This is a genomic window from Micromonospora sp. NPDC048843 (assembly GCF_040649965.1).
GTDB lineage: Bacteria > Actinomycetota > Actinomycetes > Mycobacteriales > Micromonosporaceae > Micromonospora > Micromonospora hortensis.
In genome coordinates this window covers 12,400-34,027 of sequence record NZ_JBEZGJ010000072.1, presented here as the reverse complement: position 1 = coordinate 34,027, position 21,628 = coordinate 12,400, and the positions used below count along the sequence as shown (strand labels likewise).

Here is a 21,628-nt window from a genome sequence, read left to right as displayed (position 1 = left end):
TTGTTTGTGTGTTTGTTATTTGTGAGTTTTGCATTCCGGAGGGGGCGGCCCCCGGGGCGGTTCAAACCCGGGCGGGGGGCGCCGAACGAGGAGTTACTTGGCCTTCTTGGCCTGAACCTTGGCGTACTTCTGCTGGAACTTCGCGACCCGGCCGGCGGTGTCGAGAACGCGCTGCTTACCGGTGTAGAACGGGTGGCAGGCGCTGCAGGTCTCGGCGTGGATCGCCCCGCCCTTGGCGGTGCTGCGGGTCGTGAACGTGTTGCCACAGGAGCAGCTGACCTCGGTGGTCACGTACTCCGGGTGGATGTTTGCCTTCATCGCCTCGGTCCTCTCGTTGGTGGTCGCCGGGTCGCCGTCATCGCTCGTCGCGCCGTACGCGACGGGCTCGGGCGTGAACCGGAACCGGTGGCCGATTGACCAGTGTGCCATGGGCCTGAGCCGACCCGGTAATCGGGCCACACACCTCGTCCGGCATCGTCAACACGTGCCTACCCATCCGCATTCCCGCCGCCTGGCGGGGCATTCGCGCACCCGCCGGATCGCCGCCAGGTACCCCGGCCGGGGTACCTCCGTCGAGCCGGAGGTGCGTCGATGACCCGCCTGATCGCCACCCGGGGACTGCCCGCCTCGGGCAAGACGACGTTCGCCCGTACGCTCCAGCCGTCCGTATCGCGGGTCAACCGGGACGATCTGCGCCGGATGTTGCACGGCGAACGGTTGTTCACCCAGTGGGCCGAGGCGCAGGTGACCGCCGTACAGGAGGCTCAGGTCGAGGCGCTGCTGCGGGCCAGAGCGGACGTCTGCGTGGACGACACCAATCTGCGCGCGCGGACCCTGCGGGGCTGGGCCGAGCTGGCCGCCCGCCACGGCGCGGACTTCGAGGTGCACGACTTCACCGACGTGCCGCTGGACGAGTGCCTGCGCCGCGACGCCGCCCGGCCGGCCGTCGACCAGGTCGGCGCGGACGCGATCCGCCGGCTGCACGAGCGGTACCTTCAGGGTCGGGAGCTGCCGTTGCCGGTGCCGCAGACCCGCACCGGACGCCCCGCAGTGGTGCACCCGCCGTCGGCCGACCCACCGGAGATCGTCCTGGTGGACATCGACGGCACCGTCGCGCTGGCCGTCTCCCGCAGCCCGTACGACATGACCCGGGTGGGCCAGGACCAGCCGAACACGGCGGTGATCGCGGCGGTCCGGGCGATGCACGCCGCCGGCTACGGGGTGGTCTTCTGCTCGGGGCGGGACGCCTCCGCCCGCGCGGCCACCGAGGCGTGGTTGGCCCGGCACGTACGAGTGCCCTACCTGGGCCTGCACCTGCGGGCCATCGGTGACTCCCGGAAGGACTCGATCGTCAAGCGGGAGATCTACGACCGGGAGATCCGGGACCGTTACCGGGTGGCGGGCGTCTTCGACGATCGTGTCCAGGTGGTCCAGATGTGGCGATCCCTCGGCCTCACCGTCTTCCAGGTGGCCGACGGCGACTTCTGAGGTGTCCGGACGGGCCCCGCGCGTTGGGGGCCCGTCCGGACAGTTCACCGGGTGACGGTGATGGTGGCCTCGGCACGGACGCCGTTGACCTCGACAGTCAGGCGTATCGGCGCACCGGGCCGCAGCGCCGTCAGGGTGCCGGTGGCCGGGTCGAATCGAGCGGTGTGCCACTGACGCACCCCGGCCGCCGAGCCGACGTGCACTCCCGGCGAGGCCGACCAGTCGGCGCTGACCGGTGCGGCCACCGGGACCGTACGCCCACCGGGCTGGGTCAGCGTGGCGGTGACCGCGGCGGGGGTGCCGACCGCGACGCTGGCCGGTGCGGCCACCGTGAGGCGGTCGGTGTGCGCGTGGAACTCCGCGTCCACCCAGCGCGGGCCCTCGGCGAGCGGGTCACGGCGGGCCCGGTCGGCCTCGGCCGGGGTCACCGGATCCACGCCGAACTCGGTCCAACCGGTGAAGCCGCCCTGGTCGGCAGGGGTGGATGGCGTCTTGCCCGCGTTGCCGTTGATCACGTACGGCACCCCGTCCACCCGGTCGGCGTTGAAGGTGCCGACGTGCCCGCCCACGAACAGCGCGCCCTTGCCGGTGCGGTGCTGGAAGTCGGCCAGCCACTGCTCCAGCAGCGCCGCCTCCTTGCGGTCGCCGAGCTGGCTGGCCTGCGCCGGGCTGGGGTCGCGCGGCGGGTGGTGGTGCAGGACGACCACCGAACCCACGCGTCGGTCGGTGGCAGCCGCGTCCAGCGTCTCCCGGAGCATCCGCACCTGGTCGAAGCCGCCGCCGCGCAGCGTCCCGGTGGACGAGTTCAGCGTGACGAAGCGGGTGCCGTTGTGGTCGAACACCCGGGAGGTGGCGCCGAACGCGGCAGCGAAGTTGCTGATCGGTGCGCCCATGATCTCGTGGTTGCCGGGCACGTAGTACCAGGGCAGCGCGTCGCCCAACTCCTCGTCGAGGATCCGCCGGGCCAGCGCGAAGTCGGCCGGGTAGGCGGTGTCCACGAAGTCGCCGTTGATCAGGAGGAAGTCCGGCCGGGCCGCCCGCACCTCGCGCAACGTCCGCCGGGCCTGGGCGACCAGGTCGCTGTCCGGGTCGGCGGCGACGAACTGGGCGTCGGAGAGCACCGCGAACCGCCACGGCGCGCCGTCCACGTTGCCGTCGCGGACCACCACCCGATCGGTACGCGAGGCCACCTGCGGCACGTCCACAGTCGGGGGCACCTTCGCCACCAGGTCGTCGATGATCACCTCGCTGGTGTACTGCGCCGCGGCGTTCGTCTCGGCCACGTAGAAGCGGCGTACCCGCACCGGGTACTGCACCCCGGCCGGCACCGCGAACTCCACGTATCGCCAGCCGGTCCAGGTGATCAGCGGGCCACGCAGCACGTGTTGCGTGTCCTGGGCGTCGTGCAGGTGCAGGCTGGGCCACTCCCCGGTGCCGTTGCCGTGGATCCACATCCCGAAGGCCTGCGGCTGACCGGGCACCTCGATCCAGGCGGGCGGGTCGGCGTACGCGGCCCGCGTGCCGGTGGACTGGCTGAAGTCGTACGACATTCGCAGACCGGTGCCGGTGTGCCCGGGCGCCGGCGCGACCGAACCGCTGGCGCGGGCCTGGCTGAACCGCCAGGACGCGGCGTCGTCGAAACCGGCGACCGGCACGTCGGTCAGCCCGACGGTGACCGGCAGGATAGCGCTCGTGCGTCCGACGTGAACGGTCACCAGGCCCGAGCCTGTGTCCCGCAACGCGGCGATGGACAGGTTGCCGTCCGCGGTCGGAGTGATCCGCAGCAGGTCCCGGTCGTAGTCGACTGTGAGGTCGGCCGGCTCGATGGGCGCGGTGTTGCCTTCGGCGTCGTACCCGACCACGCCGACCACGGCGTTACCGTCCCGGCCGGTCAGCCCGACCCGCGGCTCGGTGGTGCCGATCCCCGCCAGCGGGCCGAGAACTGTGAGGTCCAGCGAGCCGGTGGCCCGCCCCCGTGCGGCGGTGACCGTGCTGGCCCCCGGTGCGCCGGCGCGGAACACGCCGTCACTGTCGATGCGGCCGCGTAGCGCCGGGGTCGCCCGCCAGGTGGGGGCGCCGGCCGCCGGGCCGTACGTCTCGTCGTAGCCGGATGCGGTGAGGGTGCGGGTCAGGCCCGGGAAGACCCGGTCGGGCCGCCCACCTCGCACCGGTGAGACGCCCGGGGCGGCGGTGGGATCGCTGGCCGTCTCGACCCAGTAACCGGTGAGTCGCCCACTGCCCGTCGGCGCGTAGATGGCCAGGCCGTTGGGCACGGCCCGCTCGCTGCCGTCGGAGGGGCCGTTCTCCAACTGCACGGCGGGCGCGCCCGGCTCCCGGGCCAGCAGCGTGGACGATCCGCCACCATCCAGGTTGAGCGCGTGGTGGGCGCCCAGCTCGGCCATCATCCGGCCCATCTCGGTCTGCGTCACCCCGCGGCTGTCGACCTGGCGGCCGTCCACCGTCAGCATGATCATCTTTCGACCGTCGGCGCTGAACCCGACGGCGGTGCGGGGGGCGAGGGTCGGGTCGGCGATGTTCTGCACGACACCGTCGCGGACCAGGACGTTGCCGCCACCGACCGCCGCGTGCAGGGTGCTGCCATCGGAGGGCTTCGGCCGCCAGGCCACCGCCACCGGGTCACCGGGGCGCAGGCCGGCCAGCGCGTCCGCGCCGAGGTCACGCCCGAGCAGCACGGTGCTGCCTGCGACGATCGGGCCGCTACCGGCCACATTTCCCACCGCGGCCACCCGACCGTTGGTCACTGTGACCTCGACCACCCGGGCCGCGCCCTCCACGGCACGCTGCCGGGAGTACGTCCCCCACAGCTCGGTGAAGGCGCCGATGCCGTCGGTCTGCACCATGTTGTTGAACTGGGTCAGCGGGACCGGCCCGGTGGGCAGTGTGGCGCTGCCGTCGAAGTTCACCTCGATCACCCGACCGAGGCCGTTCGTGGTGACCGCCACCGCGTTGCGGTGACCGCTGACCCCTGACTGGATCAGCTCGCCGTCGCGGACGCCGACGCCCTGGGCGGCACCGGAGTTGTTGATGTCGAAGAAGTCGCCGTTGACAGCGGCGACCGCGTGCGACTGGTCCACAGCCTTTCGCAGCGGCTCGGCCCGGCTGACGGCGCCGGAGTTGACGTAGTCGACGGTGGAGCCGCCGGCCAGGTCGGTGGTGAGCGCGTCGGCGCGCAGCCAGCCCTCGGCGTCGTACCTGTCGAAGGACGTCAGCTGCACGCCCGGCGCGACCGGCCGGGTGGCGGTCGTGGTCTCCAGCCCGCCGGCCGGCTCCCGACCACCAGCGCCGGTGGTCGGGGCGGCGGCCAGACTGACCGAGCCGGCCGGGCGGGAGGACGCGGGCGGCGCGTCCTCGGCGATGGTGGGTGAGGCCACTGACGGTTTGGCCACGGTGGGCGGGTCGGTGGTGGGTGCGGCGGTGGCCGGCGGCGACAGGGCCAGGGCGAGCAGCGGCGTCAGCAGCAGGACGCCTGTGCGGCGGGCGGATCGTCTGCGGGTACGCATGGACGACAGTCAACCCGGCAATGAATAGAAGTTTCAATACCTGTCGACTGAACCGAAGGAAAATTCCATCAGCGCACGGCGCGGACGTCAGCTTCCGCCCGCTGTGGCTCCCGGCGACTGCGGGTGTCGGGCCCGGGAACATGACGAAGGGGCACGGCCGCGATGGCCGTGCCCCTTCGTCGTCACCCGGGGATGGTTACTCCCCCGGCGTCGACTTCGCGATCTGCATCAGGAACTCGATGTTCGTGCGGGACTGCTTGAGCCGGTCCAGCAGGAGATCCATCGCGGCCTGCGAGTCCAGCGAGTGCAGCACCTTCCGGAGCTTGTGGATGATGGCCAGCTCTTCCGGTGCGAGCAGGACCTCTTCCTTACGCGTACCGGACGGGTTGATGTCGATGGCCGGGAAGGTCCGCTTGTCGGCGATCTTCCGGTCCAGCTTCAACTCGGCGTTGCCGGTGCCCTTGAACTCCTCGAAGATGACCGTGTCCGCCATGGACCCGGTCTCCACCAGCGCCGTGGCGATGATGGTCAGCGACCCGCCGTTCTCGATGTTGCGGGCCGCGCCGAGGAAGCGCTTCGGCGGGTACAGCGCCGTGGAGTCGATACCACCCGACATGATCCGGCCGCTGGCCGGCGCCGCCAGGTTGTACGACCGACCGAGCCGGGTCACCGAGTCGAGCAGCACGACGACGTCGTGTCCAAGCTCGACGAGGCGCTTGGCCCGCTCGATGGCCAGCTCCGCCACAGTGGTGTGGTCCTGCGGCGGACGGTCGAACGTGGCCGCGATGACCTCGCCCTTGATCGACCGCTGCATGTCGGTGACCTCTTCAGGCCGCTCGTCCACCAGCACCACCATCAGGTGGCACTCCGGGTTGTTGCGGGTGATCGCGTTCGCGATCGCCTGCAGCACCATCGTCTTACCCGCCTTGGGCGGAGACTGGATGAGTGCCCGCTGGCCCTTGCCGATCGGCATGACCAGGTCGATGACCCGGGTGGTCAGGATGTGCGGCTCGGTCTCCAGCCGCAGGCGCTCCTGCGGGTAGAGCGGGGTGAGCTTGTAGAACTCCGGACGACGCCGGGCCTCCTCGGGCTCCATCCCGTTGATCGTGTCCAGCCGCATCAGCGGGTTGTACTTGTCGCGCCGCTGGTCGCCGCTGTTGCCGCCCTCGCGGGCCGCCCGCACCGCACCGGTGATCGCGTCACCACGGCGCAGGCCGTACTTCTTGATCTGGGACATCGAGACGTACACGTCGTTCGGACCGGCCAGGTAACCGGTCGTCCGCACGAAGGCGTAGTTGTCGAGCACGTCGATGATGCCGGCTACCGGGACGAGCACGTCGTCCTCGTTGACCTGCGGCTCACGCCCGCCGGTGTCGGCACCAGTCTCGGTGCGCTCGCCGCGCCCGCGCCGACGGTCCCGGAAACGGCTGCGCCGGCCGCGCCGGCCGCCACCCTCGTCGTCGTCGTCGCCGTTGTCCCGCTCGGCACGCTGACCACGGTCGTTGCGGTCGTTGCGGTCGTTGCGGTCGGGTCGGTCGGGTCGGTCGTTGCGCTCGGCCCGCTCGCCGCGGTCGGAACGCTCGCCCCGGTCGTTGCGCTCGCCCCGATCGGCACGCTCGCCCCGGTCGTTGCGCTCGCCCCGGTCGGCACGCTCGCCACGGTCGGCACGCTCGCCACGGTCGGCACGGTCGGTCCGCTCGCCACGGTCGGCACGCTCGCCACGCTCGCCACGCTCGGTCCGCTCGCCACGGTCGGTCCGGTCGGCACGCTCGGTCCGCTCGCCCCGGTCGGCACGCTCGGTCCGCTCGCGGCGGTTCTCGCCACGGTCGGCCCGCTCGCCGGCTTCCGCCTCGTCGGTACGCGTCTCGGTCGCCCGCGCCTCAGCGGGGCGGGCCTCGGTCGCCCGCGCCTCGGTCGCCCGCGCCTCAGCGGGGCGGGCCTCGGTGGTACGGGCCTCCGCCGTTGCGGTCCGGCTCCGCCGGGTGCGGCTACGGCCCTCGGTCTCGGCGGCCGGCTCGGCCGGTGCCTGCTCGGCACCGCGTCCTTCGGCTGCCGGCCGGTCGGCGGTCTCCCGCACCTCGGCGCGCACTCCCTCACGGGTCGGGGCGGCCGCGGCCGCAACCTCGGCCCGTGGTCGAGGGGTCCCGGCGGCGTTGCCGCCCTGCCGCTCGGAAATCGCGGCGATCAGCTCGCCCTTGCGCATGCGAGCCGTGCCGGAGATGCCGAGCGACGCAGCCAGGCTCTGCAGCTCTGGCAGCAGCATCGCCGACAGACCGGTGCCGCTACGCCGCCGACGGGCGGGAGCGGCTGCGGTGGCATCGCCAGCGACGTTGGAAACATCCGACGTCACGTCGGTGGTGTCGCTCAATGGATTCCTTCCCTCGATAGGCCGGGACTGCCCGGAGTCGGAGCTCAGGTGGCCGGGCGGCCTCGGTGCACCCGCCTCGCAAGGACGCGTCGCGGGAGTCTGTGACACAGCAGCCGGTCGGTATCCCGACTCACCAACGTCGGTGAGCAGGTCTCGCCGTCTGCGGCGACCTGTGGAAACTGCGGTGCGGCGTGGGCCTTTGGCAGGGGTAGACGGGCTGACCGCCGAGAGCTTCGGGGGTGCGCCGCCCCGCAGGAGATCGCGTGCTTCGCGGCTGTGCTAGGTCTAGAGCGTAATCAACTCTTCCGACCTGCGGCAACAGGGTCCCGCTCGGCGTGTCCAAGTCTACCCCGTGCGACCCGCGCGCCGCTGACGTCTATCGGTAACTGCCAGATCTCCCAGTCTGTTCCCAGTGGGAAGCCGGCTGGAGGCTGGCTGAGCGCCAGCACAGTGGGCCCCGCCCCACTGACCACAGCTGCCACATCGGCCGCTCGCAACGCGCTGACCAGGGCAGACGTGCCTGGCATCCCGGCTGCGCGGTAATCCTGATGGAGTCGGTCGACGGTGGCCGGCAGCAGCAGGGTCGGGTCCGTGGTGAGCGCGTGCACCAGCAGCGCTGCCCGCCCGGCGGTCAACGCGGCGTCACCGTGGGGCACTGTTGCCGGCAGAGCCGCCCGCGCGGTCGCCGTCAAACCGCGTTCCGCCGGGACGAAAACAGTGGGCCGCACCGCCGCGGCGACCGGCAGGGAGACCGCCCGCGCGCCGCCCGGCTCGGACCAGGCCACTGTGAAACCGCCGAGCAGGCACGGCGCCACATTGTCGGGGTGGCCCTCGATCTCGGCGGCCAGGCGCAGCGCGCCGGCGTCGTCGAGGCGGTGCTCCCCGTCGACGACCAGGGCACGGGCCAGCAGCACCCCGGCGACGATCGCGGCGGACGAGGAGCCCAGCCCACGTGCCTGGGGGATCCGGTTGACGCACTCCACGCTCAGCCCCGCGGGGTGGGCCCCGAGTACGTCGAACGCGGCGCGCATCGCACGCACCACCAGGTGCCGGTCGTCGTCGGGCAGCTCACCGGCGCCCTGCCCGGCCACTGTCACCCGGACACCACCCGAGGCGACCTCGGCGGCCACGTCGTCGTAGAGCCCGAGGGCGAGACCCAGCGCGTCGAAGCCCGGGCCCAGGTTGGCGCTGGTCGCCGGGACGCGGACCCGGACCGGCTCGGCGGTGAAGTTCGTCGGCACGCGCTCATGCTAGGGCTCGGGACCGACGAACCGGTCGCGCGCCCGCTGCCTGGGACCGCCGAGTTCAGCCGGCCGGGTTCGGGACCGGCTCGACGGCCGGATCGGTGAGCGACAGCCGGCGGGTGGCGATCCGCCAGCCGACCGCGTACACGAGGGTGATCAGACCGCAGCCGGCGAGCACCACCCGTTCGTCTACCGAGTCCACCACCAGTGCCACCGCCAGTTGACTCACCGAGATCGCCAGCGTCGCCAGCATCATGTCGGTGGCGAAGACACGGCCCCGCAGCCGGTCCGGAACTTCACCCTGAAGGGCGAAGTTCGACATCACCCAGTTGCTGCCACCCGCGAAGTGCGCCACGAAGACGAGCAGCAGCACCAGCGGAAACCATCGCACCACCGAGGTGCCCAGGTACGACAGGCCGTAGAGCGACATGGACAGCGCGAGCCCAGGCAGCAGCCAGGCCCGGTTGGTCAACACCCGGCGCATCAGGATCGGCCCCACCAACGCTCCCGCGCCGCGTACCGCGAAGAGCAGCCCGGCGCCGAGCGGGCCGACACCGTACACGCCGGCCAGCAGCGGAAACACTGTCAGCACGCCGTTGCCCAGGCCCACCGCGGACTTCACAGTGACCAGCGCGAGCACCCGGGGGCGGTGACCGATGTAGCCGAGCGCCTCGCGAACCGCCGACCAGGTCCGCTGGGCCGGTTGGTCGGCGTCCCGGGGCGCCTGCAACGGCCGGCGGATCCGCGTGGCGAGGGTCGCGGCCACCGCGAGGCCCGCCGCCGCCACCCAGAAGCAGACGTACGGTCCGGCAGCGGTGCTGAGCACGCCGCCGAGTGAGGCACCGACCACGGTCATGGTGCCCCAGGCCGAGCCGGCGACGGCGTTGCCCGCGGCGAGTTCGTGCGGCTCCAGCACGTTGGGCAGCGCGGCCTGGGCGGCCGGCGAGTAGAACGCCTTAGCGACCGCCACCACACCGATCGCGACCAGCGCCAGCCACGCCGTTCCGGCGTTCCGCACGCCGAGCAGCAGCAACACGCCCGCCAGCGCGGCCACGTTCGCTGCGATCATGATCTTCCGGCGGTCGAAGCGGTCGGCGATCGTGCCGGTGTACGGCAGCAGCAACGCCACGATGCCGGTGTCCACGGCCAACACCAGCGCGCCCCAGACGCCACTGCCGGTCAGGTGCGGCAGCAGCACCAGCAGCGGCACCATGACGAACCAGTCGGCCCCGAAGACCACCAGCTCGGCGAGGAACAGGTTGCGGAAGCTCCGATTGCCGGTCAGGACCGAGAGGGTGGACGCCACGGAGCGCGACCCTACCTGGTCGGTGTCGGACCCACACCCGCTCCCAGCAGCGCCGAGACCGTGACGAAGGTGTAGCCGCGCGACCGAAGTCCGTTGATCATGTCGGTCAGGCCCCGCAGTGCCACCAGCCGCCGACGCGCCCCCACATCGTGGCCGAGCACTATCGTTCCCGGTCGAACCGCGGCCACGATCCGTTGGGCGTGACCGGCCGGATCGTCGGGAAACTCGCGCTCCACCATCTGCAACGACCAGAGCACCAGCCGATAGTCCAACCGGGCCGCCGCGTGCAGCACCGCTCCGCCCAGGTGGCCGTACGGCGGGCGCAGGAGCGCCGGCGGCGCCCCGGTCAGGTCCCCGATCGCGTCGTGGCTGCGGCGCAGGTCGTCGTACGCCTCGGCGGCGTCCAGTTCGGCCAGGTCCCGGTGCTCCCAGCTGTGGTTTCCCACCTCGTGCCCGGCGAGCCGGTCGCGGACGACGTCGGCGTGCCGGCGGACCTGCGCCCCGACCATGAAGAAGGTGGCCGGAACCCGGTGCTGACCCAGTGTATCGAGCACCATGGGCGTCCACTGTGGTGCCGGGCCGTCGTCGAAGGTGAGGGCCACCAGGCGCTGGTTGGTCCGCCCGGACCAGACGACCTCCAGCGCGCCGGAGCCGACATCCTGCTGACCGCTACCGAGGGTGGCGCTGGCGGGGCCACCGGCCACCGGCATCCGGCGATGGGTGATCCACCACGCCTCGGACGTTCCCGCGCCGATGGCCACACCGCCCGCCACCAGCAGGCCACGGCGCAGCAGATCGCGTCGCCCCCACCCGCTCGCGCCCTCGACCATCCGCCCGCTCCGCCTCACCCACACCCCCACTCTCCTACGAGGAGTATGCAAGAAGTTACACAAAGTATGGGCTGGGCGAGTCGGAGTGTTTTCGGTCGAACAAACCTGAAACGCCCCCGGCGAAAATCCGCCGGGGGCGTTCCGAAGCGCGCTCTGACCTACTCGGTCGGCTCCGCCGGAGGCAGCGGCGAGGTACGGCTACGCGGCAGCCGCAGCACCTCGAACTGGTCAGTACCCTCCACCAACGCGGCCGACGGCGCGGGTCGCCCGGCCGGCTGCACACCCTCGGCCGCGACCGGGGCGGGCGCGCCGCTCGGCACCGCTACCTGGTTCGGCGCTGGCACCTCGTCGGTCTCCGTCGTGGTCACCGTCGACCCTCCGGAGCGCCGCCGTGCGCGCCGGGCCCGCAGCGACTCCTTGGTGTGCTCCACCATCGTGTACAGCGTCGGCACCAGGATCAGCGTGAGCAGCGTCGAGCTGAGCAGACCACCGATCACCACGACCGCCAGCGGCTGAGAGATGAAGCCGCCCTCACCGGTCAACCCGAACGCCATCGGCAGCAGCGCGAAGATGGTCGCCACCGCCGTCATCAGGATCGGGCGCAGCCGGCGACGGCCACCTTCGACCACCGCCTCCCGAACCCCCATGCCCTGCGCCCGGTACTGGTTGATCAGGTCGAGCAACACGATCGCGTTGGTCACCACGATGCCGACCAGCATCAGCACACCGATCAGCGCCGGCACACCGAGCGGCGTCCCGGTGATCAACAGCAGACCGATGGCACCGGTCGCCGCGAACGGGATGGAGATCAGCAGGATCAGCGCCTGAGTGAGGCTGCGGAACGTGGCCACCATGATCAGGAAGACGATGGCGATCGCGGCCAGCACCGCCAGGCCCAGGTCCGCGAAGGCATCCGCCTGATCCGCGCTGACACCACCGATGGTGAAGCTCGCACCCGGCACGTTGATGCCATCCAGCCGCTTCTGCAACTCCTGGCTGGTCGCGCCAAGGTTCGAGCCGGTCGCCGCGCCGGTCACCGACACGCTGCGCTCACCGTCGATCCGGGTGACCTGCTGCGGGCCCTCGCCCTGGGTGACCTGCGCGATGTCGCCCAGCTTGACCGGACCAACCGGCAGTGCCCGCAGCTCCTCCACCGTCATCGGCGGCTGCGTGCCCAACCGCAGCACCACGTTCTGCTGCTGGCCGTCGAGCGCTACCTGACCCAGCGGCGCTCCCCGGAACGCCTGCGACACGAGCTGCCCCACAGCGGCCTCGGTGAGCCCGACCCGACCAGCGGCGACCCTGTCGACCACCACGTCGACCCGCGGCACCCGCGCGGCCAGGCTGGTGGAGACGTCCTCGACGTCCGGGACCCCGGCCATCGCGGCCCGCGCCTCCTCGGCGGCCCGGGTCAGCGCCTCCGGGTCGCTGGCCTGGACGATCACCTCCAGCTGGCTGGTCGACGCCTCCTGCCCGCCACCGAAGCTGATCTCACCCACACCGGCGCCGAGCTTGTCGAACTCCTTGCGCAGCACCTCACGCATCTGCTTCGCGTCGGTGTCACCGTCGAGCGCCAGCGACCAGCTGGCGACGTTGTTGCCGCCGCCGCCCGCCCACGGGTTCTCCCCACCGCCCGCTGTCACCTGGTACGTCTCGACGCCGTCGGTGCGGGACAGCACCGTCTCGACCTGCTTGGCCGCCGCGTCGGTGGCCGCCAGGCCACTGCCGGCCGGCAGCTCCTGGCTCATGTTGAGGGTGTCCTGGCCGGAGTCGTCCAGGAAGTTGGTCTCCAACTTCTGCGCCAGACCGAAGGTGCCGAAGAGCACCAGCAGGCCGAGCCCGACGGTGATCCAACGGGTCGAACGCTTGCGGGTGGCGAACCCGATCACGGGCAGGTACGCCCGCTGCAACGGGCTGCGCAGCTCCTTCTCCTCCGCGGCGTGCCGTACCGCCTCGTCGTCCGAGGTGCCGCCACGCGGCTTGAGGAACCAGTACGCGAGGACCGGGATCACTGTCAGCGACACCAGCAGCGAGGCGAGCAGGGCCACCGTCACGGTGATCGCGAACGGCGCGAAGAGCTGGCCCACGAACCCGCCGACCAGTGCGATCGGCGCGAACACCGCCACCGTGGTGAGGGTGGACGCGGTTACCGCACCGGCGACCTCCCGGACGCCGGTGATGATCGCGTGCCGCTTCTCCTCGCCGTACTCCAGATGTCGTTTGATGTTCTCCAACACCACGATCGAGTCGTCGACCACCCGACCGACCGCGATGGTCAACGCGCCGAGGGTGAGCAGGTTGAGCGAGTAGTCACCGATCCACAGGGCGATCAGCGCCACCAGCACGGAGAGCGGGATGGAGACCGCGGTGACCACCGTCGAGCGCACCGACAGCAGGAAGACCAGGATGACGATGACCGCCATCACCAGGCCCAGCAGGCCCTCGGTGGTCAGCGACTCGATCGACTTCTCGACGAACGGCGCCTGGTCGAAGACCACCGTCAGCTCCGCGCCGGAGGCGTCCTTCAGGTCGTCGAGCCGGTCCCGGATCTCGTGCGAGATCTCCACGGCGTTGCCGTCGGGTGCCGCGGTGACCGCGATACCGAGGCTGTCCTTGCCGTTGGTCCGGGTGATCGCCGTGGCTGGGGCGAGCTGCTGCTCGACAGTCGCCACGTCACCGAGGCGAACGGGTGCCGCGGCCGGGGAGACCACGATCCCGCGCAGCTCCTCAAGGGTGGAGATCGGGGTGCCGACCTGCACCGGGAGGGTCAACGCGCCGTCGGTCACCGCGCCGGCCGGAACCGCCACGCCGTTTGTCTTCAGCGCCGCGCCGATCGCCGTCGGCTGGATCTTCGCGGCGGCCAACTTCGCCGGGTCCGGGGTGACCACCACGACGTCGTCGCGGGTGCCGGTCACCTCGACAGTGCGGACCCCCTCGATGCCCTCCAGCTCCGGCACCACAGTCGCGCGCAGCTTCTCGGCGAGCGCCCGCTCGTCCGCCGTGCCGGCCGCGGCCAGCACCACCGCCGGCAGGTCGTCGGTGCTACCCGCGATGACCTGCGGGTCGACGCCCTCCGGCAGTTGGGCGTCGATCCGGCTCAGCGCGGTCTGCATCTTGTTGACCACGTCGTCGAGGTCGGTGCCGAACTCGTACGTCACCTGGACGGTGGCCGCTCCCTCGCGGGAGGTGGAGGTGACCTGGTCCAGCCCCGGGATGCCCTGGAGGGCGTTCTCGATCGGCTCGGTCACCTGCGACTCGACGATCTCGGGGCCGGCGCCGGGGTAGGGAGCCACGATGAACGCGGCCGGGAACTCGAGCGACGGCAGCAGTTGCTGCTTCAGCGACGGCACGGCGAACACTCCGAACACCGTGGTCACCACCGCGATGAGGGCAATCAGCCCTCGGTTGGCGAGGCTGAATCTGGCGAGCAGCGACATCGGCCTGGCTCACTCCTGAACGAGAATGCGGGCGGGGATACCCGAAAGTGTGCCGGACTCGCATACCTCGGCCCCCGCCGCCCCCGGGCCGCCGCGCCGTCGCGCTACCCGCAGTCGATCACCGCCCGGACGGCGGCGCGCTCAGGCCAGGTCGAGGGCGCGCGCCGCGGCCAGCGGGTCGTTCGCGATGGTCACCGGCGCCGGCGCTGTGGAGATCGCCCATTCCGGGTCCTTCAGCCCGTGGCCGGTCACGGTGCAGACCACAGTGGAGCCGGGCGGCACCGCGCCCGCCGCGGCCTGCTGCAACAGGCCGGCCACGCTGGCCGCGCTGCCCAGCTCGACGAAGACCCCCACCTCACGGGCGAGCAGACGGTACGCGGAGAGGATCTCCCGGTCGGTCACCGACGCGATCAGGCCACCGGAGGCGTCCCGGGCATCCAACGCCTTGGTCCAGCTCGCCGGGTTGCCGATCCGGATCGCCGTGGCGATGGTGGACGGCTCCGGCACCACCTGGCCGGTCACGATCGGGGCCGCCCCGGCGGCCTGGAAGCCGTACATCTTCGGGGTGCGGGTGGTGGCACCGGCGGCCAGCTCCTCCCCGTACCCCATCCAGTACGCGGAGATGTTGCCGGCGTTGCCGACCGGCAGGCAGTGGATGTCGGGCGCGTCACCGAGCGCCTCGACGATCTCGAAGGCGGCGGTCTTCTGGCCGTGCAGCCGGTCGATGTTCACCGAGTTGACCAACGCGACCGGGTAGTCCTGGGCGAGCTTGGCGGCCGTTGCGAGGCAGTCGTCGAAGTTGCCGTTCACCTGGAGCAGCTTCGCGCCGTGCACCAGCGCCTGGGCCAGCTTGCCCAGCGCGATCTTGCCCTGCGGCACCAGCACGGCGCAGGTCAACCCGGCCCGGGCCGCGTACGCGGCGGCGGATGCACTGGTGTTGCCGGTGGAGGCGCAGATGATGGCCTTGTTGCCGGCTTCGACCGCCTTGGACACCGCGAGGGTCATCCCCCGGTCCTTGAAGGAGCCGGTCGGGTTGGCGCCCTCCACCTTGAGGTGCACGTCGCAACCGATCCGGGCGGACAGCACCGGCGCCGGCAACAGCGGGGTGTTGCCCTCGTGCAGCGTGACGACCGGCGTGGCAGCGGTGACCGGCAGCCGATCCCGGTACGCCTCGATCAGACCCCGCCACATGTCGCTCTCCTCGCCTCTACCGCTGCGCCCACCCGAATGTCAGGGCCACCTTGGACCAGCCTGCCGAAGTGGTCAATGGCACACCCCCGCGTACCCACCTGGCGGGACGCGCGGACCGTCCCGTCGATGATGCAACGACTCAGGCGTCGCCCTCGACCCGCAGCACACTCGTCACCGACCGGACGATGTCCAGACCGCGCAGCTCACCGACGGTCGCGGCGAGCGCGGCGTCCGGTGCCACATGCGTGACGATGACCAGCTCGGCGTCGCCGTCGCGGCCCGCCGGCCCGCCGGCCGAACCCTGCCGCACCGTCGCGATCGACACGTCGTGCCGGGCGAACACGCTCGCCACCGAGGCCAGCACACCCGGACGGTCGGCCACGTCGAGGCTCACGTGGTAGCGGGTCAACGCCTCACCCATCGGCCGGACCGCGAGGTCCGCGTACGCGCTCTCGCTGGCCGCGCGCACCCCGGCGAGCCGGTTGCGGGACACCGCGACCACGTCACCGAGCACCGCGCTGGCGGTGGGCGCGCCGCCGGCGCCCCGACCGTAGAACATCAACTGCCCGGCCGCGTCCGCCTCCACGAAGACCGCGTTGAACGCGTCACCGACGCTGGCCAGCGGGTGGCTGCGCGGAATCATCGCCGGATGCACCCGGACGCTGACCGTCTCCCGGCCGGTGGGGTCGACACCCCGGGCCGCGATGCAGAGCAGTTTGATGGTGCAGCCCATCGCCTGGGCGCTGGCCATGTCCGCGGCGGTCACCTCGGTGATGCCCTCGCGGTGCACGTCGGCGGCGCCGACCCGGGTGTGGAACGCCAGCGAGGCGAGGATCGCCGCCTTCGCCGCCGCGTCGAAGCCCTCCACGTCGGCGGTCGGATCGGCCTCCGCGTACCCCAGGGCGGTGGCCTCTTCGAGGGCCTCGGCGAAGCCGGCGCCGGTCGCGTCCATCGCGGAGAGGATGAAGTTGGTGGTGCCGTTGACGATGCCGGTGACCCGGTTGATCCGATCACCGTGCAGCGACTCCCGTAGCGGGCGCAGCAATGGGATCGCCCCGGCCACGGATGCCTCGTAGTAGAGGTCGCCGCCGCCCTCGGCCGCCGCCTCGTGCAGGGCCACGCCGTCCTCGGCGAGCAGCGCCTTGTTGGCGGTGACCACGCTCTTGCCGGCGCGCAGCGCCTCGACCAGCCAACTCCGGGCCGGTTCGATGCCACCGACCACCTCGATCACCACGTCCACGTCGTCGCGCTTGATCAGGCCAAGCGCGTCGGTGGTGAAGAGGTCCTCGTCGACCGGCAGGTCACCCCGGTCGCGGCCGAGCCGACGGACGGCGATGCCCGCGATCTCCAGCGGGGCGCCGATCCGCGCGGTGAGGTCGGACGACTGCTCGTGCAGCAGCCGGACCACCTCCTGGCCGACAGTGCCACAGCCGAGCAGCGCCAAGCGCACAGGTGACGTCATCCAACATCCAATGCGAGCAGGTCCTCTTCGGTTTCCCGCCGGACGATCAAGCGCGCCTGGCCGTCGCGCACAGCGACCACCGGTGGCCGGGGCACATGGTTGTAGTTGCTGGCCATGCTTCGGCAGTACGCACCGGTGCCGGGCACTGCGACAAGATCTCCGGGCTGCACGTCGGCGGGCAGGAATTCATCCTTCACCACGATGTCCCCGGACTCACAGTGCTTTCCCACCACGCGGGCGAGCAACGGCTGCGCGGTCGAGGCCCGCGAGGCCAGCGTCGCCGAGTAGGACGCGTCGTAGAGGGCGGTGCGGATGTTGTCGCTCATCCCGCCGTCGACGCTGACGTACGTCCGGAGGCCGTCGAGGTCCTTGACCGTGCCGACCTCGTAGAGGGTGAACACGGCCGGCCCGACGATGGCCCGGCCCGGCTCGATCGACAGGTGCGGCACCGCCAGGTTCTCTGCCGCGCACTCCGAATCGACGATCTTGCGGAGCCGCTTGGCCAGATCCTGCGGGGTCGCCGGGTCGTCCTGGGTGGTGTACGCGATGCCGAAGCCGCCGCCCAGGTCCAGCTCGGGCAGCTCCACACCGCGCGCGTCGCGGATCTGCGCCTGAAGGGCGAGCACCCGCCGGGCCGAGACCTCGAAGCCGCTCGCGTCGAAGATCTGCGAGCCGATGTGCGAGTGCAGCCCGCGCAGCTCCAACACGCCCTCGTCGAGGATCTTGAACGCGGCGTTGGCAGCGGCACCGCCGGCCAGCGAGAAGCCGAACTTCTGGTCCTCGTGGGCGGTCGCGATGAACTCGTGGGTGTGCGCCTCGACCCCCACTGTGACCCGGACCAGCACCCGGGGCCGGACCCCGCGCTCGCGGGCCAGCGCGGTGAGCCGGTCGATCTCGGTGAACGAGTCGACGATGATGCGGCCCACCCCGGCGTCCAGCGCCCGGCCCAGCTCGGCGACCGACTTGTTGTTGCCGTGGAAGCCGATCCGTTCCGGCGGCATTCCGGCCGACAGTGCGGTGGCCAGCTCGCCACCGGTACAGACGTCCAGGTGCAGCCCCTCCTCGGCGATCATCCGGACCACCGCCCGGCAGAGGAACGCCTTGCCCGCGTAGAACACGTCCTCGGTCGGGAAGGCCGCCCGGAAGTCGCGGCAGCGCGAGCGCAGGTCGGCCTCGTCGAGGACGTACACCGGGGTGCCGAACTCGGCCGCGATGTCGCGGACGCTCAGGCCCGCGACGGCGACCGCGCCGTCGGCGCCGCGCGTCACCGACCGCGGCCACAGCGCCGGCACGAGCTCGTTGACGTCGGCCGGGGTACGCAGCCAGGCCGGTCCCTGGTTGCTGATGTCCGCGTGCAGCGCACCAGCCTCATGAGCCCTCATGTCACATCCTCTCGGGTGCGGAGACGCCGAGCAGGTAGAGGCCGTTGGCGATCACCGTGCGGGTGGCGTTGTTGAGCCAGAGCCGAGCGCGATGCAGGTCGGTGATCTTCTCGTCGCCCAGCGGCAGCACCCGGCAGTTGTCGTAGAACCGGTGGTAGGAGGCGGCAACGCTCTCCTCCAGGTAGCGGGCCACCCGGTGCGGCTCCCGCAGCTCGGCGGCCGTCGCCACCACAGCGGGGAACTGCGCGAGCGCCTTGAGCAGCTCGTTCTCCTTCTCGTGGTCGAGCAGCTCGGGGCGGAACGCGTCGGCGTCGCCCGGAACCAGCCCCACCTCGGCGGCGTTGCGGGCCACGCCCGCCGTCCGGGCTGCCACGTACTGCACGTAGTAGACCGGGTTGTCGCGGGTCGCCCGGGTCCACAACTCGATGTCGATGTCGATCGGGGAGTCGCTGGAGTAGCGGGCCAACGCGTACCGGGAGGCGTCCACGCCGATCGCGTCGACCAGGTCCTCCAGGGTGATCACGGTGCCGGCCCGCTTGCTCATCCGCATCGGCGCACCGTCGCGCAGCAGGTTGACCAGCTGCCCGATGAGGATCTCCAGGTTGCGCTCCGGGTCGTCGCCGAAGCAGGCGGACATCGCCTTCATCCGGCCGATGTAGCCGTGGTGGTCGGCACCCAGCATGATCACGACCCGCTCGAAGCCGCGCTCGCGCTTGTCCAGGTAGTAGGCGCAGTCCGCGGCGAAGTACGTCCACTCGCCGTTGGACTTGCGCAGCACCCGGTCCTTGTCGTCGCCGAAGTCGGTGGTGCGCAGCCAGGTGGCGCCCTCGGACTCGTAGAGGTGCCCCTGCTCGCGCAGCCGGTTCAACGCCAGGTCGAGCTCACCCCGGTCGTGCAGGTCCTTCTCGTTGAAGTAGGTGTCGAACTCCACCCCGAAGTCGCGCAGCGAGGTGCGGATCTCGTCGAACATCAGCGCGACGCCCTCGACCCGGAAGACCTCCTGGGCGGCGTCGTCGTCGAGCGAGCGCACCTCCGGCCGGCGGGCCTGCACCTCGGCGGCGATCTCGGCGATGTACGCCCCGCCGTAGCCGTCCTCCGGCGCCGGCTCGCCCTTGGCGGCGGCGAGCAGCGAGCGGGCGAACCGGTCGATCTGCGAACCGGCGTCGTTGAAGTAGTACTCCGTGCCGACGTCGGCGCCGGTGGCCCGCAGCAGCCGGCTCAGCGCGTCGCCGACGGCCGCCCAGCGGACCCCGCCGATGTGCACCGGCCCGGTCGGGTTGGCCGAGACGAACTCCAGGTTGATCTTCTCGCCGGCGAGCCGGTCGCTGCGGCCGTACTCGGCGCCGGTCTCCACGATCACCCGCGCGAGCTGACCGGCCGCTGCGGCGTCGAGCCGGATGTTCAGGAAGCCCGGCCCTGCGATTTCCACCGATTTGACCCCTGGTGCCCGGCCCAGCTCGTCGGCCAGGGCCGTCGCCAGCTCCCGGGGCGGGACGCCGACCTTCTTGCTCAACTGCAGCGCGAGCGTCGAGGCGTAGTCGCCGTGCTCGGGGTTACGCGGTCGCTCCACCACAGTGCTCGCCGGCAACGCGGCGCGGTCCAGCCCACGCTGCTCGAAGACGGCGTGGGCGGCGGCAAGGACGACCGAGGCTAGTTCTGCAGGAGTCACCCAACCATGTTATCGGGGGTAGACTCGGGCATTCGGCGGCTCCCCTGCGCGTCATCCGGCCCGCCACTCCCCTGACCGACCGACTTGACGAGGCACGATGAGCATCAGCACCCCGGGTGGCCCTGAGCGCCGCCCGACCGTGGTCAGCACCGGCAAGAAGCCGGCCGCGGGCCGGCCGGCGTCCGGCGCCAAGGCCGGTTCCGGCAAGCCGACGGGCTCCCCCCGGGCCGGGGGCAAGGGCCCGCGCAAGCCGGTCACCCCGGTCAAGGTGAGCCAGGGCCGCGCGTGGGGGCCGATCGCGCTCTTCGTCGCGGTCGGCGTGCTCGCGGCCGGCATCATCGGGTACGGCGCCTGGGCGTCGTTCCAGGGCTCCAAGCCCTGGGACAAGCGGGCCGACGCCATCGAGGGCATCGTCAACATCCGCAAGACCGACAAGACGAGCCTCGACTACGAGTCGCACAAGTCGGGCCCGCTGACCTACAAGTACTCGCCGCCGGTGGGTGGCGTGCACAACGCCGCCTGGCAGAACTGCATGGGCGACGTCTACGACGCCCCGATCGCCAGCGAGCACGCGGTGCACAGCCTGGAGCACGGCGCGGTGTGGATCACCTACCGCCCGGACCTGCCCAAGGACCAGGTCGACAAGCTCGCCGGCAAGGTGCGCGGCGTCGAAAAGATGCTGATGAGCCCGTACGAGGGCCTGGACAAGCCCATCTCGCTGCAGGCCTGGGGCTACCAGCTCAAGGTCGACAACGCCGACGACTCACGGATCGACGAGTTCATCAAGGACCTGCGGGTGAACGCCTCCGTCGAGGGCCCGACGGCGCTCTGCAACACCGGCATCACCGCCACCGGCACCACGCCGCGTGAACTCCAGCAACAGCAGCAGCCCACCCAGTAAGGACGGCAATGACCGCTCCGGCAACCACCGACAGCGAGTACGACGAGATCCCGGCCGTCCCGCACGAGGGCGGCCGGGCCCCGGCGTCGCGCTACGGCGTGCTGGCGCTCGCCATCATGCTGGTGGTGGGGCTCCTCCTCGGGTACGCGGGCGGTCTGCTCACCCCGCGGCTCACCCGACCCGGTGACGCCTCCGTCGAGGCGGGCTTCGCCCGGGACATGACGACCCACCACGCGCAGGCGGTGGAGATGAGCCTGATCGCGTACCGGTCGGCGACCCTCCCCGAGGTGCGGCAGATCGCCGTCGACATCGCCACCGGGCAGCAGGGCGAGATCGGCGCGATGCAGACCTGGCTGCGCGAGTGGGGCCTCAGCCCGACCGGGTCGAACCCGCCGATGTCGTGGATGTCCGACGGGGCCGCCGTCAAGGACGGTCTGATGCCGGGCATGGCCACGCCGCAACAGATGACCGCCCTTCGCGACGCCCAGGGCATCGAGGTCGACAGACAGTTCCTGACCCTGATGTACAACCACCACCTGGGCGGCATCCACATGATCGACGCGGCGCTCGGCGCGACCGACAACGCCGAGGTGGTGCGGGTGGCGAACACCATGAAGAACACCCAGCAGACCGAGCTGAACAACCTCCGGCAGCTCCAGGCGCAGGCCAAGGGCTGACCGACCGGACTGGCGCACCCGGCCCGCGTCCCCGCCGATCCGTGGCGGTGACGCGGGCCGCTCCATGTCGACTCCAGAGCACCCGCCGGCTCGGCGCCTGCCAACCGCTGGCGCAGCCCCGGCCCCATGCCGAAGCCGTCGTGTATGACCTG

General features: G+C 71.5%; 14 protein-coding genes. 3 read left to right on the top strand and 11 right to left on the bottom strand.

The features are described from left to right. Nucleotides 1–93: 93 nt before the first annotated feature. On the bottom strand, nucleotides 94–318 hold the full coding sequence (gene rpmE, locus AB0C20_RS18230; RefSeq protein WP_030333150.1) for a 50S ribosomal protein L31: 225 nt from the start codon (nucleotides 316–318) through the stop codon (nucleotides 94–96). A gap of 273 nt (nucleotides 319–591) precedes the next feature. Between rpmE and AB0C20_RS18225 the strand changes: the two genes are divergently transcribed. Next, nucleotides 592–1,488 (top strand): AAA family ATPase, encoded by an 897-nt coding sequence (locus tag AB0C20_RS18225; protein ID WP_357568381.1) that lies wholly within the window; start codon nucleotides 592–594, stop codon nucleotides 1,486–1,488. 44 nt (nucleotides 1,489–1,532) lie between these two features. Here the strand turns inward: AB0C20_RS18225 and AB0C20_RS18220 are convergent, their stop codons facing one another. The 10 genes from AB0C20_RS18220 to argS form a co-directional block, all read right to left on the bottom strand. Continuing rightward, nucleotides 1,533–5,009, bottom strand: coding sequence for a phosphodiester glycosidase family protein (locus AB0C20_RS18220; protein WP_357184843.1), 3,477 nt, complete (start codon nucleotides 5,007–5,009; stop codon nucleotides 1,533–1,535). Between the two features lie 196 nt (nucleotides 5,010–5,205). Next, nucleotides 5,206–7,377, bottom strand: coding sequence for a transcription termination factor Rho (rho, locus tag AB0C20_RS18215; protein ID WP_357568380.1), 2,172 nt, complete (start codon nucleotides 7,375–7,377; stop codon nucleotides 5,206–5,208). Between the two features lie 296 nt (nucleotides 7,378–7,673). Then, nucleotides 7,674–8,618, bottom strand: a complete 945-nt coding sequence (gene thrB, locus AB0C20_RS18210; RefSeq protein ID WP_357184837.1) for a homoserine kinase — start codon at nucleotides 8,616–8,618, stop codon at nucleotides 7,674–7,676. A 64-nt stretch (nucleotides 8,619–8,682) separates the two neighbouring features. Beyond that, nucleotides 8,683–9,927, bottom strand: a complete 1,245-nt coding sequence (locus AB0C20_RS18205) for an MFS transporter (protein WP_357184834.1) — start codon at nucleotides 9,925–9,927, stop codon at nucleotides 8,683–8,685. Between the two features lie 11 nt (nucleotides 9,928–9,938). Next, on the bottom strand, nucleotides 9,939–10,757 hold the full coding sequence (locus AB0C20_RS18200) for a polysaccharide deacetylase family protein (RefSeq protein ID WP_357184831.1): 819 nt from the start codon (nucleotides 10,755–10,757) through the stop codon (nucleotides 9,939–9,941). Nucleotides 10,758–10,915: 158 nt separating this feature from the next. Continuing rightward, nucleotides 10,916–14,194: an efflux RND transporter permease subunit gene (locus AB0C20_RS18195; RefSeq protein ID WP_357184828.1), complete on the bottom strand. Its 3,279-nt coding sequence runs from the start codon at nucleotides 14,192–14,194 to the stop codon at nucleotides 10,916–10,918. Nucleotides 14,195–14,335: 141 nt separating this feature from the next. Then, nucleotides 14,336–15,385, bottom strand: coding sequence for a threonine synthase (gene thrC / locus AB0C20_RS18190; protein WP_357184825.1), 1,050 nt, complete (start codon nucleotides 15,383–15,385; stop codon nucleotides 14,336–14,338). Between the two features lie 139 nt (nucleotides 15,386–15,524). Then, complete coding sequence (locus AB0C20_RS18185) at nucleotides 15,525–16,835, bottom strand: homoserine dehydrogenase (protein WP_357185268.1); 1,311 nt, start codon at nucleotides 16,833–16,835, stop codon at nucleotides 15,525–15,527. Between the two features lie 8 nt (nucleotides 16,836–16,843). Further along, complete coding sequence (lysA, locus tag AB0C20_RS18180; RefSeq protein WP_357184822.1) at nucleotides 16,844–18,229, bottom strand: diaminopimelate decarboxylase; 1,386 nt, start codon at nucleotides 18,227–18,229, stop codon at nucleotides 16,844–16,846. Between the two features lies 1 nt (nucleotide 18,230). After that, nucleotides 18,231–19,898, bottom strand: coding sequence for an arginine--tRNA ligase (gene argS / locus AB0C20_RS18175; RefSeq protein ID WP_357184819.1), 1,668 nt, complete (start codon nucleotides 19,896–19,898; stop codon nucleotides 18,231–18,233). Nucleotides 19,899–19,995: 97 nt separating this feature from the next. On the opposite strand from argS, the gene AB0C20_RS18170 reads away from it, so the two are divergent. Together AB0C20_RS18170 and AB0C20_RS18165 are read left to right on the top strand one after the other, a co-directional pair. Then, a complete protein-coding gene (locus AB0C20_RS18170; protein WP_357184816.1) occupies nucleotides 19,996–20,799 on the top strand; it encodes a DUF3105 domain-containing protein in 804 nt (267 codons plus the stop codon). Nucleotides 20,800–20,807: 8 nt separating this feature from the next. Next, nucleotides 20,808–21,476 (top strand): DUF305 domain-containing protein, encoded by a 669-nt coding sequence (locus tag AB0C20_RS18165; RefSeq protein ID WP_357184813.1) that lies wholly within the window; start codon nucleotides 20,808–20,810, stop codon nucleotides 21,474–21,476. The last annotated feature ends 152 nt before the right edge of the window (nucleotides 21,477–21,628 follow it).

Bases quoted from the DNA above. Each gene is read 5' to 3' on its own strand.
- AB0C20_RS18195 (WP_357184828.1), bottom strand. From the start codon at position 14,194: ATGTCGCTGCTCGCCAGATTCAGCCTCGCCAACCGAGGGCTGATTGCC.
- lysA (WP_357184822.1), bottom strand. From the start codon at position 18,229: ATGAGGGCTCATGAGGCTGGTGCGCTGCACGCGGACATCAGCAACCAG.
- AB0C20_RS18225 (WP_357568381.1), top strand. From the start codon at position 592: ATGACCCGCCTGATCGCCACCCGGGGACTGCCCGCCTCGGGCAAGACG.
- rpmE (WP_030333150.1), bottom strand. From the start codon at position 318: ATGAAGGCAAACATCCACCCGGAGTACGTGACCACCGAGGTCAGCTGC.
- AB0C20_RS18170 (WP_357184816.1), top strand. From the start codon at position 19,996: ATGAGCATCAGCACCCCGGGTGGCCCTGAGCGCCGCCCGACCGTGGTC.
- AB0C20_RS18200 (WP_357184831.1), bottom strand. From the start codon at position 10,757: ATGGTCGAGGGCGCGAGCGGGTGGGGGCGACGCGATCTGCTGCGCCGT.
- thrC (WP_357184825.1), bottom strand. From the start codon at position 15,385: ATGTGGCGGGGTCTGATCGAGGCGTACCGGGATCGGCTGCCGGTCACC.
- AB0C20_RS18165 (WP_357184813.1), top strand. From the start codon at position 20,808: ATGACCGCTCCGGCAACCACCGACAGCGAGTACGACGAGATCCCGGCC.
- AB0C20_RS18220 (WP_357184843.1), bottom strand. From the start codon at position 5,009: ATGCGTACCCGCAGACGATCCGCCCGCCGCACAGGCGTCCTGCTGCTG.